Source organism: Actinoalloteichus caeruleus (genome assembly GCF_049311605.1).
GTDB classification, from domain to species: Bacteria; Actinomycetota; Actinomycetes; order Mycobacteriales; family Pseudonocardiaceae; genus Actinoalloteichus_B; species Actinoalloteichus_B caeruleus.
This window is the reverse complement of record NZ_CP186005.1, coordinates 2,476,266-2,492,689: the sequence shown is the minus strand read 5'-3', so window position 1 is coordinate 2,492,689 and position 16,424 is coordinate 2,476,266. Positions and strand designations below refer to the sequence as shown.

The 16,424-nt window shown below is 70.2% G+C and carries 12 protein-coding genes and 2 CRISPR repeat arrays; of the genes, 5 read left to right on the top strand and 7 right to left on the bottom strand.

The features are described from left to right. Window positions 1-216 precede the first annotated feature (216 nt). Window positions 217-1,233, top strand: coding sequence for an FkbO/Hyg5 family chorismatase (locus tag ACOJVX_RS10880; protein ID WP_162182708.1), 1,017 nt, complete (start codon window positions 217-219; stop codon window positions 1,231-1,233). After that, on the top strand, window positions 1,230-2,453 hold the full coding sequence (locus ACOJVX_RS10875; RefSeq protein WP_418154674.1) for a 3-deoxy-7-phosphoheptulonate synthase: 1,224 nt from the start codon (window positions 1,230-1,232) through the stop codon (window positions 2,451-2,453). Before ACOJVX_RS10880 ends, ACOJVX_RS10875 begins: the two co-directional genes overlap by 4 nt. 15 nt (window positions 2,454-2,468) lie before the next feature. Here the strand turns inward: ACOJVX_RS10875 and ACOJVX_RS10870 are convergent, their stop codons facing one another. From ACOJVX_RS10870 to ACOJVX_RS10855, 4 genes are all read right to left on the bottom strand, one after another. Continuing rightward, window positions 2,469-4,658, bottom strand: coding sequence for a BTAD domain-containing putative transcriptional regulator (locus tag ACOJVX_RS10870; protein ID WP_422647491.1), 2,190 nt, complete (start codon window positions 4,656-4,658; stop codon window positions 2,469-2,471). 251 nt (window positions 4,659-4,909) lie between these two features. Beyond that, a CRISPR array of direct repeats spans window positions 4,910-5,181; the repeat unit is 28 nt; unit sequence GGAACAGCCCCGCGTGCGCGGGGACGAC. A 73-nt stretch (window positions 5,182-5,254) separates the two neighbouring features. Then, entirely contained in the window at window positions 5,255-6,106 is an 852-nt protein-coding gene (locus ACOJVX_RS10865) for an IS3 family transposase (protein ID WP_422646788.1), read from the bottom strand. Between the two features lie 35 nt (window positions 6,107-6,141). Further along, on the bottom strand, window positions 6,142-6,474 hold the full coding sequence (locus tag ACOJVX_RS10860; RefSeq protein WP_030106222.1) for a transposase: 333 nt from the start codon (window positions 6,472-6,474) through the stop codon (window positions 6,142-6,144). A 64-nt stretch (window positions 6,475-6,538) separates the two neighbouring features. Beyond that, window positions 6,539-7,423: a CRISPR direct-repeat array (repeat unit 28 nt; unit sequence GGAACAGCCCCGCGTGCGCGGGGACGAC). Window positions 7,424-8,154: 731 nt separating this feature from the next. After that, window positions 8,155-9,153: an AfsR/SARP family transcriptional regulator gene (locus ACOJVX_RS10855; protein WP_026420368.1), complete on the bottom strand. Its 999-nt coding sequence runs from the start codon at window positions 9,151-9,153 to the stop codon at window positions 8,155-8,157. Between the two features lie 383 nt (window positions 9,154-9,536). Here ACOJVX_RS10855 and ACOJVX_RS10850 point away from each other — a divergent pair, with 383 nt between their 5' ends. Then, on the top strand, window positions 9,537-10,274 hold the full coding sequence (locus tag ACOJVX_RS10850; RefSeq protein WP_422647490.1) for a VC0807 family protein: 738 nt from the start codon (window positions 9,537-9,539) through the stop codon (window positions 10,272-10,274). Between the two features lie 393 nt (window positions 10,275-10,667). Here the strand turns inward: ACOJVX_RS10850 and ACOJVX_RS10845 are convergent, their stop codons facing one another. The 3 genes from ACOJVX_RS10845 to ACOJVX_RS10835 all read right to left on the bottom strand — a co-directional run bounded on the left by ACOJVX_RS10845 (window position 10,668) and on the right by ACOJVX_RS10835 (window position 13,552). Next, window positions 10,668-11,663 (bottom strand): o-succinylbenzoate synthase, encoded by a 996-nt coding sequence (locus ACOJVX_RS10845; RefSeq protein WP_026420369.1) that lies wholly within the window; start codon window positions 11,661-11,663, stop codon window positions 10,668-10,670. Then, on the bottom strand, window positions 11,663-13,108 hold the full coding sequence (locus ACOJVX_RS10840) for a hypothetical protein (protein ID WP_418155548.1): 1,446 nt from the start codon (window positions 13,106-13,108) through the stop codon (window positions 11,663-11,665). Before ACOJVX_RS10840 ends, ACOJVX_RS10845 begins: the two co-directional genes overlap by 1 nt. A gap of 294 nt (window positions 13,109-13,402) precedes the next feature. Further along, the gene (locus tag ACOJVX_RS10835; protein WP_155886261.1) at window positions 13,403-13,552 is read right to left on the bottom strand and encodes a hypothetical protein; all 150 of its coding nucleotides are present in this window, start codon (window positions 13,550-13,552) and stop codon (window positions 13,403-13,405) included. A 564-nt stretch (window positions 13,553-14,116) separates the two neighbouring features. Between ACOJVX_RS10835 and ACOJVX_RS10830 the strand changes: the two genes are divergently transcribed. After that, window positions 14,117-15,166 (top strand): Gfo/Idh/MocA family protein, encoded by a 1,050-nt coding sequence (locus ACOJVX_RS10830; protein WP_418155547.1) that lies wholly within the window; start codon window positions 14,117-14,119, stop codon window positions 15,164-15,166. After that, window positions 15,163-16,419 (top strand): DegT/DnrJ/EryC1/StrS family aminotransferase, encoded by a 1,257-nt coding sequence (locus tag ACOJVX_RS10825; protein ID WP_026420371.1) that lies wholly within the window; start codon window positions 15,163-15,165, stop codon window positions 16,417-16,419. Before ACOJVX_RS10830 ends, ACOJVX_RS10825 begins: the two co-directional genes overlap by 4 nt. The last annotated feature ends 5 nt before the right edge of the window (window positions 16,420-16,424 follow it).

Here is a 16,424-nt window from a genome sequence, read left to right as displayed (position 1 = left end):
GCGCGGGGAGCGGGGCGCGACAGGCGGCCACGTTACGAACGGCGACCGTCGGCACGCTGCGGAAGAAGCCCACCGCACGGCCATCCCCCGGGAATCCGCGCGGCCGCTCACCAGCCCGCTGTTACCGACAGGTGGAAGTCCGGCACTGCGCCGGGACGGGCCGGGTTCCTAGCGTCGGGGCCGACAGCCGTCGGAACTCCACTGCTGGGGTGGTCCATGACTCGCTCGCCCGTCCAGCCCGTGGGCGCGCTCGCCCCGCTGCTGCTCGCCCCCGACTCCGACTCGGCGTCCGCCGAGGACGGCCCGGTGCTCGGCGTCAACCGGTACCTGGACGTCGCGTCGGCCCCGGCGGACGCGGCGCACCCGGGCATGACCGTGCCGCTGGCCGCCCCGACCGACGAGGTCGCCGAGGTGTGGCCCGCCGACGGCCCCGTCCGCTCCGGGGACCACGGCGGCATCCGGTACGCCCACTCGGACCGCTTCCTGTTCTGCTCGGCGCGGCTGCCCGGCTCCGGCTCCGGTGCCCGGGAGGTCGGCCGGATGTACCGGGAGCTGTTCGCGCTGCTGGCCCGCCTCGACTACCCCCGGCTGGTCCGGGTCTGGAACCACATCGCCGGCATCAACGACCGCACCGGGACCGGTGAGGAGACCTACCGCGACTTCTGCGTGGGCCGCAGCCTGGCCCTGGAGGAGTTGGGGATGCTCAGCGACATGCCGGCCACGACGGTGATCGGCGCGGCGGCCGGCGGCGTCGAACTGTCGTTGATCGCCACCCGGGGTGTCGACCCGGTCAACGTGGAGAACCCCCGGCAGGTCCCGGCCTACCACTACCCGTCCCGGTACGGGCGGCGCGCCCCGAACTTCGCCCGCGCCACCTACCTGCCCCGGCACGGCGACCCGGCGGCGCGGGGCTCGGTCCTCGTCTCGGGCACCGCCAGCATCATCGGTCACGAGACCCGGCACGTGGGCGACGTGCGCGCGCAGTGCAGGACCGCCCTGGGGAACGTCGAGTTGCTGGTGGGCCCGGAGAACCTGGGCCGCCACGGCGTCGACCACGCCTACGGGCTGGCCGACCTGCGGGCCGCGAAGGTGTACGTGCGGCACGCCGAGGACCTGCCCGCCGTCCGCGAGGTCTGCGCCGAGCTGTTGCCCGCCGACGGCCGGGTCGCCTACCTGCGGGCCGACATCTGCCGCGCCGACCTGCTCGTCGAGGTCGAGGGCGTCGCGACGTGACCTCCGGCGAGGTCGGGGAGGCCGGCGCCCTGCCCGTCGGGGCGGTTGGCCGGGGCGGGTTCCCCGCCGGGGTGGACTGGCACGGGGTGCCCGCGCTCCAGCAGCCGGACTGGCGGTGGGACGAGTCCCACGCACCCGTCCTCCGGGCCCTGGAGGCGGCGGAGCCGCTGGTCACCGGGGCGGAGGTCCGGGAACTGTCGACCCGGCTCGCCGCCGTCTGCTCGGGCGACGCGGTGCTGGTGCAGGCCGGTGACTGCGCGGAGAGCTTCCACGCGGCCTCGGACCCGCGCACCGACGCGGTGGTGGCGGTCCTGGACCGGTTGGCGGCCGGGTTCGGAGGTGGGCGCCCGGTCCTGCGGGTGGGCCGGATCGGTGGCCAGTTCGCCAAACCCCGGTCGCGGTCGGAGGAGGTGGTCGACGGGGTGCCGCTGCCGCCGTTCCGGGGGCACCTCGTCAACTCCGAGGTCGCCGACGTGCGCGCCCGGCGCCCCGACCCCCGCCGGATGCTGACCGGCTACCGGTTGGCCGCCTCGGCCCACCGCAGGCTCGCCGCCCACCGGGCGTCACGCCCCGACGGGTGGGGGCCGTGGTCCAGCCACGAGGCACTGGTCCTGGACTACGAATCGGCGTTCCTGCGCCCGGACGACACCGGGGAGCTGGTGTTGGGGTCCACCCACTTCCCCTGGGTCGGGGAACGGACCCGCCAACTCGACCACGGGCAGGTCCGGTTGGTGGCCTCGGCCGGCAACCCGGTGGCGTGCAAGCTCGGCCCCGGGGCGACGGGTGAGGACGTGGTCCGGCTGTGCGAGGTCCTCAACCCCGACCGGACCCCGGGCCGGTTGACCTTCGTGGTGCGGATGGGGGTGCCGGCCATCACCTCGGCCCTGCCGCCGCTGCTGCGCGCCGTGCGCGCGGTCCACCACCCGGTGGTGTGGGTCAGCGACCCGATGCACGCGAACACCGTCGCCGCACCCGGCGGTCGGAAGACCCGGTTCCTGACGGCGATGGTCGAGGAGGTCGGCTGGTTCACCCGGATCGTCCGCGACCACGGCGAGCACCCCGGCGGACTGCACCTGGAGGTGGCCGCCGAGGAGGTCACCGAGTGCGTGGGCGGGCCCGTGCCCGACGTCGAGGCGTTGGACGCCCGCTACGAGACGCTGTGCGATCCGAGGCTCAGCCCGGCCCAGGCGGCGGAACTCGTCGCCCGGGCCGGGTTCTGACCGTCGCCCGGGCGATCAGCCCGGGATCGCGGCGACGGCCGGGACCGGTACCCCGGCCTCCGCCCCACGCGGGTTGAACCGGGCGAAACCGGCCATGCCCTCACGGTGGGCGGCCTGGTCGTCCCCGGCGGCGTTGAACCGGGCCGCGTACTCCAGCGCGCGCAGCGGGCAGCCCCGGATCTCGCCCAGCAGCTCCCGCCACTCGCCGGTGGCGGCCGACGGCTGGGACGGGCCGAGGTGCGACTGGCGGCGGCGCGGGTTGAGCACCACGTCCAGCAGCCGGGTGACCGCGTTGTCGGTCAACCGGTCGAGGACGAAGCTCAACGAGTTGGGGCCGGTGGCGTTCTCGGACACGCGACGGGAGAACGCGTCCCTGGCGGTGGTCACGATCATCAGCGGCAGCGGGTCCGGGGTGTCGACGAGGGCGGCCAGCGCGGCGAGGAGGTCGTCGTCCGCGTGGTGCGCGTCGTCGACGACGACGAGCGCGGGCTGCCGACTGGCGAGACCCCGCAACGCCTCCACCCCGCCGCCCGGCTGGTCCCGGACCAGTTCGGACAGGACCGTGCCGGCGTCGCCGTGGCCGGGCCGCACTCGGGTGCGCAGGACCCGGGTGGTGTTCAGCGTGCCGTCCCGCAGCTGGTCGACGAGTTCGGACACCAGCCGTGTCTTGCCGACGCCGGGGGCGCCGAGCAGTGTCACCATCGCCGGTCGTCCCGTCGCGTGGGTGCGGGCCGCGGTGCGCTGCAACAGGTCCAGTTCGAAGGACCTGCCCACGAAGGGGGTGGGGCCGTGCCAGGAGCTGGGGAGCTCCGCCGGTGCCCCGGTGGGTCGTGGTCGTGCCGCGAAGGGGCCGTGTCCGACCGGTCCCTCGGGTGGGGCGGTGTTGAGGACGACCCGGCCGGGGGTGGCGGCGGCGGCGAGCCGTCGGCAGCTGTCGAGCACGACGGCGGCGACCTTCGGCACGGCGGTGTCCCCGTCGACGAGCCGGGTGACCACCGCCTCCCCGGAGTGCACGGCCACCCGGACCTCGGCGGGGTGGAAGTCGACCACCGAGCGGCGGGCGATGGCGCCGGCGGCGGCGAGCGCGCGGTCGGCGTGGTCGGGCTGCCTGCCGGACGCGCCGAAGTAGCCGCACCAGGACGAACCTGGGCCGGGCGCGGACTGCCCGCCGTGGTGGCGGATCTGCTGGCACACGAACCCCTCCACGGTGGCCGCGTGCTCGGCGGTGGTCATGACCATGACCACCGTGAGGGCCCGCTGTTCGGCGACCGCCCCGTTCTCCGGGATGGGGCCGGGGGCCGGGCGGGCCGGCTCCGGCGGGGCCGGGGCGCCGAGCCGGGTCGCCGACGCGCCACCGTTGTGCCGTGGCGCGGGCGCGAGGGCGGGCGACGGAGCGGCGCCGGGGACCACGGTGGGCCCGGGCACCCCGGCTGCTGCCCCGGGAGTGGTGGGTGCCGCCAGCTCGGGCCGCTGGTTGAGGATGTCCCGTTCGAGGGTGCGCAGGGTTTCCCCTGGTTCCACGCCGAGTTCCGCGACCAGCCGGGTGCGCAGGGAGCGGTAGGCGGCGAGCGCCTCGTGTTGGCGCCCGCACCGGTACGCGGCGAGCATCAACAGCCCGCACAGGCGTTCCCGCAGGGGGTCCGCCGTGACGGCCAGTTCGAGCTCCCCGACGACGTCCTGGTGCCGTCCCCTGGCCAGTTCCGCCTCGAACCTGTCCTCGACGGCGGAGGCGCGGGCCTCCCGGAGCACGTTCAGCTCCGGCCAGTCGAACCCCAGCTCCACGAGGTCCGCCAGCGGATCTCCCCGCCACAGCCCGAGGGCCAGGCGGAGGGACTCGGCCGCGCCGGCGGGATCGCCGGACCGCAGGGCGGCGCGGCCCCGCTCGGCCAGGTCGGTGAACGCGTGGCGGTCGACGCGGACCGGGTCGACCTGGAGCAGGTAGCCGGGGGCGTGCGTGAGCAGGATCGGCGCGTCCTCCTCGGCGGCGAGCAGCCCGCGCAGCCCCGACACCGCGTTCTGCAACATCTTCCGGGCGGTGCGTGGCGCGTTGTCGCCCCACATGGTGCGCAGGAGCCTGCTGGTGGGGATGACCTCGTTGCCGTGGAGCAGCAGGTAGGCGAGAACGGCACGTTGGTGCACTCCGGACACCGGGAGCGGCGCGCCGCCTCGCGACACCGACAGCGGCCCCAGTATTCCGAACTCCATGGTCCTCCTCCTGTCGGTACGACGTCCCCCTGTTGGGGGACGTTATGTCCGGGACCAGTAAGGAAAACCTCACTACCTCGTTGGCCGAATCGGTGAGTCGGCAACATCGACCGACTGACTCTCACCGTCGGTGACGACGTGCGGGTGGGCCGTCGCTCTCCGCTTCGCAGCTGAGCGCGGAGACCCCATCAATCCTCGGGACCAGCTTCGCGCGGGGACGACGTGGCGGGTTGACGGACGGCCGCCACCTGGGAACAGCCCCACGTGCGCGGGGACGACGACGGTTGCGGCGAGGTCGAGCCATTCACCGGCGGAACAGCCCCGCGTGCGCGGGGACGACGCCGAGTGCGTCTGCGAGGCCGACCAGTTCCAGGGAACAGCCCCGCGTGCGCGGGGACGACCCTCGCGGACATCCGAGAGCAGCCGGACGCCAAGGAACAGCCCCGCGTGCGCGGGGACGACCCGCTCAAGGCGAACCGCGACGCGTACGACTTGGGAACAGCCCCGCGTGCGCGGGGACGACACAGCCACTTGTCTATAGCGCGCTGGACCGCCCCGGTGGTGTTGGAGGCCGTGCCTCCCACGCTCGTGTGCGTTCAGACCGCTGTGGCCTGTCGCCAGTGTCGTTCCTCGTACTCCAACGGTGGCCTATTCCCACACCAACTATGCAGCCTGTGGTGATTGTACCAGTGAATCCACTCCGCAGTAGCAGCGCGGACGTCCGCAACCCCCTTCCACGGGCCTTTCCGGTAAATCAGCTCCTTCTTGTACAACGCGTTGACCGACTCCGCCAGCGCATTATCGTAGGAATCACCCCGACGCCCAACCGACCGCGCGATCCCCGACCGGCTCAACCGCTGACTGTAACGCAACGCCGTGTACTGCACCCCCCGGTCGGAATGAGCCACCAAACCAGGAGACAGACGACTCCTCCGCGCCCACAGCGCCATATCCAACGCATCCAACGCCAGCGACGTATCAGCGGTATCCGACACCTGCCACCCCACAATCGCCCGCGAGAACGCGTCCACGACCAACGCCGAATACACGAACCGACTCTCCCCGAGCCGAACGTAGGTCAGATCCGTGACCCACAACCGGTTCGGCCTCGGTGCCCGGAACACCCGCTCGACCAGGTCACCGGGCTGGCCCTCGACCTGCCCGGGCAGCATCGACCGCGGCCGGCGGGACCGGGTGACCAGCCCGGTCATGGCCTCGGACCGCATCAGCCGTTCCACGGTGCAGCGGGCCACGGTCACGCCTTGGCGGTGCAGTGCCGCCCAGATCTTGCGTGCCCCGTAGAGCCGGTGCGAGTCCTCCCAAATCCGGCGGATCACCGTAACGAGTTCCCGGTCGCGGCGGTGCCGGGCGGAGGGGTTCGTCCGTCGGTTGCGAATCGCGTAGTAGGTGGACACGCTCAGCCCTACTGTGCGGCAGGATACTTCCACGGGGAACCGGTCCCGGTGGTGGTCGACGAACTCGGTCAGCTCGGTGGGCGGGGGTCCATCTCCCGGGCGAAAAAAGCCGAGGCAGCCTTGAGGATTTCGTTGGATCGGCGGAGTTCGGCGTTTTCCCGTTCCAGCCGTGCGATCCGGTCCCGGTCCGACTCCCCGGTATTCGTGGAGTCCGCCGAGCCGGTGTGGGTGCTGGGTTCACCGCTGCGGACCCAGTACCGCAAGGCCTCGGGGTGCACTCCGAGTTGGTCGGCTACCCGGGCGATGGCTCCACGTCCGGGTCCCCACTGCCCCTCCAGTTCACGGACCATCTCCACCGCGCGTCGCCGCAACTCCTGGGGGTATTTCTTCGCGGAACCCATGCTCCTCATCCTTCCTGGGGTGCAGGGCCTCCAACAAACCCAGTACGGTCCACGCTCCAAAAAAGGGAACAGCCCCGCGTGCGCGGGGACGACCCGATTGGGGCCAGGCCCCACTTTCGGATTTCCGGAACAGCCCCGCGTGCGCGGGGACGACTGATCGGCGCCCACCCGATCTGGCCTTCCGGTAGGAACAGCCCCGCGTGCGCGGGGACGACCCTACATCAGGGCGGTGATGGCGTCAGGAGACCGGAACAGCTCCGCGTGCGCGGGGACGACCTGACACCCATCTCCAGCCCCCGGCTCCGCGCGGGAACAGCCCCGCGTGCGCGGGGACGACGTCCGTGTCTGGAATCCCTGCTCCTCGGAACACGGAACAGCCCCGCGTGCGCGGGGACGACATCGAGGACTTGTGCAGCGAGCTCCGGCAGCGGGGAACAGCCCCGCGTGCGCGGGGACGACGTTCAAGGGATGTTCTATCCCCACCGGAGAGCGGGAACAGCCCCGCGTGCGCGGGGACGACCCGGCTCACCTGCGCTGACCGCGTCAGCGCGGGCGGAACAGCCCCGCGTGCGCGGGGACGACTCCGGGCCGGGGCTGGTCGTCCTCGGTGGGGGGGGAACAGCCCCGCATGCGCGGGGACGACCTCCCCGCCTTCGGCGGGTCCTACCGCGACGCCGGAACAGCCCCGCGTGCGCGGGGACGACGCTACCTCGACGTCGACGGTCTCCCGCACGGCGGGAACAGCCCCGCGTGCGCGGGGACGACGACGCCCTCGCCGCGATGCGGGCCGCAGAGGAGGGAACAGCCCCGCGTGCGCGGGGACGACGGACGCGTTCCTCGCCCAGGCCCAGGCGATGGGGGGAACAGCCCCGCGTGCGCGGGGACGACGTCCATGTCGATCTCCTTCTGTTCGTTGCGGGGGGAACAGCCCCGCGTGCGCGGGGACGACACTTCTTGACCTGCGGCGTTACGAGCGACACGACCGATTCTCATTCACTTTCCCGACGGTCTCCCGCATCCCACAGATCCTCCCTGCCCACAGTATCCCGTCCCCCCGCCACAGCCCTCCAGCAGGCCCTTAACGACTCCACCAGGCGTCCCCACGACCCGCCGCCGCCCTCCCGCGACGGCGAGGACATCCGCACCGCTCGACCACGCGCCGCCCACCAGCACGAAACTGTCCGCAATTCCCGTCAGCCACCACATCGCGCCATACCTGGTGAAACATCCACAACAACTGCCGTTTCCGCCCTCCCCGCCGTCCCTCACACCTCGCGCCACCATCTGACCTGCGAGTTCTCGCCCGTTCGTACCTCGAACCACGAAGAAGCGGTCCGCACGACCACTCGCTCACGTGACCGGCGCGGGCTGGTCCACTGCCTGCCGTTCGGCGGCGAAGCACAGTTCCGGACGCCCTCGGGCGCCCGCAGGCCTACCCATCCCTGGCAATTCAGGTCACGAACTGCCCTGAATTCGGCCACACCACCACCCGTGGCCGAACGGTTCCTCACTTCGCTGGCAGCCCGACGCTGGGGAGCATGCGCTCAACCGGCTTTTCCAGCACCCCCACCGCCGGGGACAGCCGAGCACGGCCTCCAGGCGAGGTTGACGCGGCGCGGGAACCGGGACGCGCTCACGGGTGGGAGCCTGGCCGACCTCGGAGGCGATGGTTCAGCAGTGTCACGCCCTCACCTCCGACGGCAACTCCGCCGGTGCCGCCTCCACTCCCCGTTCGCGTTCGGACAGCAGGCGGACCCCCTCGTCGACCAGGGCGGCCGGTACGGGCTCCTCCGCCGGCCCGGCGGGCAGCACGACCGCTGAGACGGTGCGGGCCCGACCGCCCTCCCGGCCGATCAGGTCCGCCCGGATGCGGCCGGCGACGGCACGGGCCTCGGCGGGCGGTGCGGGCAGGACGGCGATGACCAGCGACCCGAACTCGACGTGGACCCGCCCTCCGGCGGCGCGCAGATGCGCGTGCACCCGGGCGGCGGCCCACGCCTCCCGGTGGGTCGTCTCGGCGGGGGACTCACCGGGTGTGGCCGGGGACTCGGCGGTCACCAACAGCACGCTGCTCGTGCCGAGCCCACCACCGTCCGGTCGGATCACCTCCCGGGGAGGACGGTCCGGTTCGGGGCGGGCCGCGAGGGCACCGCCCGCTTCGGACTCCTCGACGATCCGTTCCTCCACGGCGCGCCGCAGCCGCAGGAGGTCCCGCCACTCGGCCCACTCCGCCTCCAGGGACCCCGGTGCTGGTTGGGGTGTCTCGGGCGGCCACACCGCCAGCGCGGAGCGGAGGCGGTCGAGTCCCTGCCTCCGGTCGCCGTCGCGCAGGAGGCGGAGCCCGTCCTCGGCGTGCCGGGCGAAGCGCCCGGCGTCGACCCGGTCGGGGTCGATGCGCAGGAGGTAGCCCGGGGAGTGGGTGAGGAGCACCGCGCCGCCCGAGGGGTCGTCGTCCTGGGCCAGCACACCCCGGAGCTCGGAGACGGTGTTCTGGATCATCTTCCGCCCGGTCCTGGGGGGTTCGTCGCGCCACAGGGCCGCGAGCAGGTCCTCGATCGACACCACGGAGTTCGCCCGCAACGCCAGGTAGCGCAGGACCGCCCGGTGCTTGGGCCCGCCGAGCAGCAGGGCCGTTCCCCGCGCCTCCGCCCGGACCGCGCCCAGTACACGAATTCGCATCCTTCGGCCCCGCTTTCGGATCAGGCGTCGGTGCTGTGCCGCCGCTCCGCCGTCGTGGTGGGTCGTCCCGCGCTGCCGTGCCCGCCCGGCGCGGTGTCGTGGGTCCGCCGTCCCGCTCCCCCGCCCCGTCACGACCGGACGCCTACGGAGCGCGGTGCCCCGCTGGGAGGGCCACCGCCGGTCACCGGAACGGCGGTGGCCCCGTGGACCGGGCACGCTAGCCATCCGTGCCACCCCGGTGACAGTGCGTGCTTCCACCGGTGGGGTCAGCGGGCGGTAACCGGTGGGCGGTCACTGACCGAGCGGTGGAGGATCTCCCGGGGTACCGGGCGGCGCTCCGTTCGACAATGGTCGGGGCCGGGGAAACCGTGGGAGGAGGCCGGGTGGGCGGAGACGAGCGGCGTCCTCGCTCGCCGGTTCGCCCCGCGCGGGTGTTGGGCGGGGTGTTCCTCGACGCCGGCCTGTCGGTGTCGGCGTACCTGGTGTTCCGGTGGGCCGGGGCCGGTGACTACCTGGCGTTGCTGGCCGGGACCGTCGTCGCCGGTCTGCGGCTGGGCTGGGTGCTGTTGCGCACCCGGCGGCTCGACGCGTTCGCCTTGTTCATGACGGCCACCTTCGCGGTGGGCCTCGGCCTGTCGTTCGTCACGGGAGACGCCCGGTTCCTGCTGCTCAAGGAGTCGGTGGGCACCGCCGTCACCGGGCTGCTGTTCCTGCTGACCTGCCTGCTGCGCCGTCCGCTGCTCTACGCGGCGTCCAAGCGCTTCGCCGGTCTCGACGCGGCGGAGTCGACGGCGTGGGATGAGCGGTGGCGGGCCAGCCCGCACTTCCGCCGGCTCTTCTACCGCACCACCATCGTGTGGGGGTTGGGATTCGTCGCGGAGGCGGTGCTGCGGGTGCCGTTGGTGTTCCTGCTCCCGATCCCGGTGATGGCCACGGTGGGCTCACTCGGCACACCCGTGCTCATCGTGGGCCTGCTGGGGTGGACGCTGTGGTACGGGCCCCGCCGGGAACTCCGGGTCCAGGAGATCGAACGCGCCGAAGCCGCCGGAGCGGCGGGAACGGATCGCGAGAACGCCCTCCCAGCCGGCACCGAGGCGCGGGACCGGACGACGAGCGGCTGACCGGCCGGTGCGGGGCACCCGAGCCCGCTGGCACCCCCGGCCTCCCCGCCCCCACCGAAGCACGTCGAGTGCGCGCCGATGCAGGAAGCGACCCACACCCCGCCCTGTCGCCGCTGCGCGGGATGCGAGGCACCGGACACGGCCCTTCGCGGACACGCTGGACGAGCGTGCCACCGCCACTCCGCACACCACCGACGAGCAGCGGCCCTTGCGCTGCTGGATGAGGAGGAGCGCCGAGGCCCACGCGACGTCCTGGTCGTGCGCCCTCCTCTGCCCTTGGTCGCACGACAAGCTCGAACGATCAGTGAGGCCCGAACCGCACCAACGCGGAACCCAACAGGGACGATCAGCTCCTCGGGTGTTTCCGCGCGGACCGCCGCCCTCACGCTCGTATCAGCCGGACCGGTCCGCGCCGTGCACCGCGCGCACGCGGGCCAGCCGGTCGCGCCACCACCCGGCTTGTTCGGGCTCGACGAGTTCGTAGGTAGCGAGCAAGGAGGGGTCCGGGGCTGGTGGCGTGCGAGGCACGGGAAGGAAGCCGTCCACTGCCCGCAGGGAGCCGGGGCCGGACACGAGATCGCTCTCGAACAGCGACAGCGTGCCCAGACCGCAGGCGAAGTCCAGTTCGGGCAGTGCGGCGGCGAGGGCGACCTGTGCGGCGAGACCGACGCTGGTCTCCAGTGCCGAGGAGACCACGCAGGGAAGCCCGGCGGCTTCGGCGACCCGCAACGAGCGACGGACGCCACCGAGTGGGGTGCACTTGATCACCGCGACGTCCGCTGCGCCCGCGACGGCCACCCGTAGTGGGTCGTCGGCGCGGCGGATGGATTCGTCGGCGGCGATCCGGACCTCGACAGCCCGCCGGACGATGGCGAGTTCCTCGATGGTGCGGCAGGGTTGTTCGACGTACTCCAACCCGCCGGCGGCCTTGTCCAGCTGGCGGATGTGGGACACGGCGGTGTCGGTGTCCCAGACTCCGTTGGCATCGACCCGGATCGCGCCGTCCCGCCCGAGTGCGGCACGAACGGCTTCCACGCGAGCGAGGTCCTCCGGGAGCGACTCGGGGTGATCAGCGACCTTGATCTTGGCGGTCCGACACCCCGAGTTCGCGGTGATCTCATAGGCCCGTTCGGGGCCGACGGCGGGCACGGTGCAGTTGATGGGGATGCGGTCACGCACGGCTGGCGGCCAGCCAATGGCGCACTGCTCGATGGTCGTCGACAACCACCCCGCCGACACGGTGTCGTCGTAGTCGGAGAAGGGGCAGAACTCGCCCCACCCGGCAGGACCTTCGAGCAACATCCCCTCGCGGACGGTGATGCCCCGAAAGCGGGCACGCATGGGAATCGCGTAGATGCGGGCACCCTCGAAGTCGATTCCGGTGGTCATCAGGTGGCGGTGTCCTCGTCTCGGTGGGTACGGGTGCGGGTCAGGTCGGTGATGCGGTCGTCCAGCTCGCGCGCGTCCGGTGAGGTGCTGCTCAGCGGACGAACCCGCCGTTGGAGCATACGGAGCCTGTCGAGGACACGGTTGGAGCTGACCTGCCGCGCCATGCGCACGGCGTCCCGTCCCACGGAGGCGGCCTGTTCCAGATCACGGCTGGCCAGGTGAGCGAGGGCAAGGTCAGCCTGGACGAAGCATCGGCTGCGCACCCGCCACGGTTCATAGGTGTCCAACGCCTGTTTGATCAAACTGGCGCCTTGGTCTGGGTCGCCCACGTCGCGCAGACATCGGCCGAGATCGGCGGCGAGTTCGGCTTCGGTGTAAAAGGCCAGCCAGGCGGGTTCCTCGTCGATGCGCGCACGCTCGTAGTGCCGCTCGGCCTTCAACACGGCCGTGCGGGTGGCGGTGGTATCGCCGGACAGCGCGTGTCCCCGCGCCTCGACAGCATACAGCAGGGACGACAGCACCGGCGTGGCCTTGCCGTTAGCCACGCTCTGCCCCGCACGAGCCAACGCGACGCCTTGCCGGGCGTGGCAGAGCCGCTCGTGCTCCGCCACCGCGGCAAGTCCCAACTGGACGGTGAAGCGACTCATGTGGGACAGGACGTTCGCCGCGTAGAGCCGGTTACCAGCGCCCATGGCGAGATTGAGCGTCTGGATGTAGTAGCGCTGAGCCAGCGAGTGCCGGCCGACATCCGCGGCCATCGATGCGGCCAGCCACGACGCCTGTGCGACTGCGTCCAGAAGGGCCTTGCCGGTCGATTCCGAGTAGCTGCCGTGCATGACCGTGTTGGCTTCGCGGTGCAGCACCTGAACCACCTGCTCACGGACACGACCCGAGCCGTAGCGGTGATCCAGTCGTCGGAGGTGGGCGATGTGCTCGACGATGATCTCGACATCGGCAGTACCGATGCGTTTTCCCGCCGCTCGCGCGGTGCTCTCGGCCGGGGGCACCGTGATCGCGTACAGCGCTGGTTCGGAGAAGGCGGCCGCTGTGAAAGCGGAGCCCAGCAGGAAACCAGGCCGGTCCCTATCCCGTCCGGCCAGTTCGACGACCGTTCGGACTGTGCCGTCCAGTGTGCCCGAGCAGTTCAGTCCATCGTGTCGATCGCCGGCCACGGGAGCACGATCCGTGAACCCGCATTCGCTGATGCTGATCTCACGGTGCAGCTGGCGGGACAGCACCCTGGCTACCAGTCTCGGCACGGGCCAGCGTGGTTGCGACCCGCACAGCATCCGGGTCACCGAGGTCGTGTTGGTTCCGACGTAGACGCGTTCCTCGGCTCCCGCAGCCACCACCGCGCGTGCTAGTGCGGCGTTGCTCATGCCCGCTTCGTCCAGCAAGGCACGCAGAACATGGTTGTCGCTGCCCGCGCCACTCTCACTGCTCACCCGGGTCCCATCCCGCACGCTGGCCTGACCGCTGCTGGTAGTTGATCCTGGCCTACTGCTCCTACGCTGTGAAGCCTTCCCGCCCAAGTGGGACCCAAGTGCGACCCCTGAGAGTCGACCGGTCGTAATCGCACTGATCCAAGACTGCCAGTCGCCCACTGCCATCGATTTACTGGTAGTAGCGAGTGCACCACATATCGTCACCAGAGGAGCGAGAAGTGCTGATCCACGGGGACGACCACACCGCGGGACGGGCACCCCCTGCTGATGTGACTAGCACCGTGCGGGGCTGATTCACGAACCTTGCGACCGGGTGAAGCCGAGACGATGTGCCTCTGTTGCTGGCAACTCATCGCCGGCGGCGATCCTGGGGATGTTGACCAAATCATTCTCATCGAGCCTGAAGGTCACCGACGGCAACACTCCGCCAACGAACTTGAGCACCAGCCACCCTCCGGCCAGGAGAGCGGAATCAGCGAGGTGAGGTTCTGACTATCGACTTTTCATCGCGTTCGCTGGCGAACGACCACCACGTATAGGGTTATTGCGTCCGACGGGATGGGAAGCCGCGTCTGCCCCGCACGCTCGACATCGTAGCCGATCTCTACTACCTCGAAAAACACGTCACTGGTCGGGCATTCGCGAACGATCTGGTCGCACCCAAGCCCGCATTGTCCACACGATCTCGCTACGGAGTCTCGCACGCTGACCTAACTGAGCATGTTGGTCAGCAACCTTCAGGACCAGTCGGCCTTGACGGCGTGCGTGGACGTAGCGCTGAACGTGAGAGTGGAGCAGATCAGGAGCCGGAGGCCACTTGACCGAGGACCACCCGTACGAGGTGAACCCGGACGGCATCGCCCCTGATTCAGTGGTCGCTTGATGCGCACGGAAACACAGACTGCCCCAGCCAAAGTTCTGGTAATGGACAACGGGTTACGACCGGTAAGCGCCACCACTCAAGACGTTCTGTCATAGTCCGCACGAAACTCGAAACAAGGGGAAGGTATGGCCGAACTGACACCATGTCGGTTTACGGAAAATGGACAAAAAAGCCGCACATGGACGAAGCTCCGGGCAGGCGTAGTCGGCTTGGGCAAACAAGCGCTGGACGACCACATTCCGGCACTCCTCAGCTCAGACGCAGCGGAGCTGGTCGCCGTCTGCGACGAGGACACCGAGATCGTCAGGGAACAGCGGTACAAACTTCGGGTCGCGGGCTACACCGACGTGGAGGCGATGTTCACTGCCGAACAGCTCGACTTCGTGGTGGTGTGCGTGCCGCACAACGCCGGGCAAGCGATCATCCATACCGCTGCCGAACGCCGCGTCCACGTCCTCAAGGAGAAGCCGTTCGCTACGACACTGACGGAGGCCAAGGAACTGGCCGAGCTGTGCGAGCGCACCGGCATCCACCTGATGGTGACCTTGCAACGACGCTTCAACCCAATCTACACCAGCTTCACCCAACTTGCCGACCAGATCGGAACACCGTTCGTGGTAAATGCGGCGTACACGCTGCACATCACCGATCCGTCCGAAGGATGGCGCGGCCAAGCCACCAAGGCAGGCGGCGGTTGCGTGATCGACATGGGGTACCACCTGATCGACATGCTGCTTTGGTACTTCGGTCTGCCGGATCGATTGCTAGCCGACATTTCCACGACTGCTCGACCGGACCGCAGCTACGATGCCGAGGACACCGCACTTATCCACTTCAGCTACGACAGCGGCCTGTACGGTTCACTGCTTCTCTCACGGTTCATCGGACCGAAGTCGGAACAAATTCGACTCGTCGGCAGTAAAGGCATCGTACACTTGGAACGCGGCAGGATCAGGCGACTCACCAACGGCGGCGACGTCGTGGAGTCACTTGCCCGCGAACAAGCCTGGCCGTCTGCAGCCGTCAGCCAGATCAATCATTTCTGCCGCGTCATCGAAGGAGCGCGCCCCAACGCCAGCGGGCCGCGCGAGAATCTGGCGCATCTCAGCTTCGTCGAGGGCTGTTACGAGTCGGCCCGCACCCGTACGTCCATCAACCCAAAGGAACTGGCGTGAACGCACTGGCACTCACCGGCGGGTCGCCGGTCATCTCCCAGCTTGGCTCCCACTTTTCCTGGCCACCGATCACGCACGCGACGACCAAAGCCGTGCTCGACCAGCTCACGACGACTGTCTCGATCTATGACCGCTCAGGCGTGATCGCGGAGTTGGAAGACGCACTCCAGGAGTACTTTGGTGTCCGGCACGCCGTGCTCACTAGTTCGGGGACAGCAGCGGTGCACTCGACCTACGCAGCCACCTGCGTCGAGCCGGGTGACGAGGTGATCGTCCCGGCATATACCTTCCTCGCCACTGCGACGCCGCTGTTCCACCTCGGTGCGGTCCCAATTCTGGCCGACTCCGACGAGACCGGGAACATGTCGGTGGCAGAGGTCGAAGCGCGAATCACCAACAAGACCACGGCGATTATGGTGACGCACCTCTGGGGTACTCCGGCCGACATCGACGCACTGCTCGCCCTGGCCAACCGTCACGGCCTAGCCCTGCTAGAGGACGCCTCGCACGCCCACGGCGCCACCGTCCACGGCCAGAAGGTTGGCACGTTCGGTCACACAGCCGCCTTCTCGATGAACGGTCCGAAGCCCCTGTCGGCAGGCGAAGGCGGCTTCGTGCTGACCGATGACGACGATGTGTACCACCGCGTCCTGCTACACGGTCACTACAACAAGCGGTGCCGAAACGAGATCCCCGCCACCAGCCCGATGCACCCCTACGCCGTAACCGGTATGGGGCTGAAGTTCCGCATCCACCCACTGGCCGCGGCCATCGCTCTCGACCAGCTCGGTTCGCTGGACGACTACCTCAACGGAAGGGAGAACGTCGCCCGTTACCTGTGCAACCAGCTCGGCGAGCTCCCCGGCATCGCCGTGCCGAGGACCCCGGACGGCGTACGGCCCGCCTGGTACGGCCTACCGCTGACCTACGTTCCAGAGGAACTGGGAGGCCTCCCGGTCAAGCGCTTTCATGAAGCGCTGCTCGCGGAAGGACTCAAGGAGGTTGATCAGCCCGGTTCAATCTGCCCACTCAGTCGGTTCCCGCTGTTCCGCGACCCCGCGCCGGTGTTCCCGCACTACCCGCACCGGAAACGGGTGGCATACCGCGAGGGGCAGTTTCCCGTGGCCGAGCAGATCTGGCAGCACACCCTGAAGCTGCCCGTCTGGCACCGGGAGGAGGACTTGCCGCTGGTAGATCGCTACATCGATGGACTGCGCAAGGTGATCGAACACCACACCGAACTACTAGGGTAGGTTCC

Excerpts from the sequence above, each read along its gene's own strand:
- ACOJVX_RS10870 (WP_422647491.1), bottom strand. The coding sequence starts at position 4,658 with ATGGAGTTCGGAATACTGGGGCCGCTGTCGGTGTCGCGAGGCGGCGCG.
- ACOJVX_RS10860 (WP_030106222.1), bottom strand. The coding sequence starts at position 6,474 with ATGGGTTCCGCGAAGAAATACCCCCAGGAGTTGCGGCGACGCGCGGTG.
- ACOJVX_RS10855 (WP_026420368.1), bottom strand. The coding sequence starts at position 9,153 with ATGCGAATTCGTGTACTGGGCGCGGTCCGGGCGGAGGCGCGGGGAACG.
- ACOJVX_RS10845 (WP_026420369.1), bottom strand. The coding sequence starts at position 11,663 with ATGACCACCGGAATCGACTTCGAGGGTGCCCGCATCTACGCGATTCCC.
- ACOJVX_RS10880 (WP_162182708.1), top strand. The coding sequence starts at position 217 with ATGACTCGCTCGCCCGTCCAGCCCGTGGGCGCGCTCGCCCCGCTGCTG.
- ACOJVX_RS10830 (WP_418155547.1), top strand. The coding sequence starts at position 14,117 with ATGGCCGAACTGACACCATGTCGGTTTACGGAAAATGGACAAAAAAGC.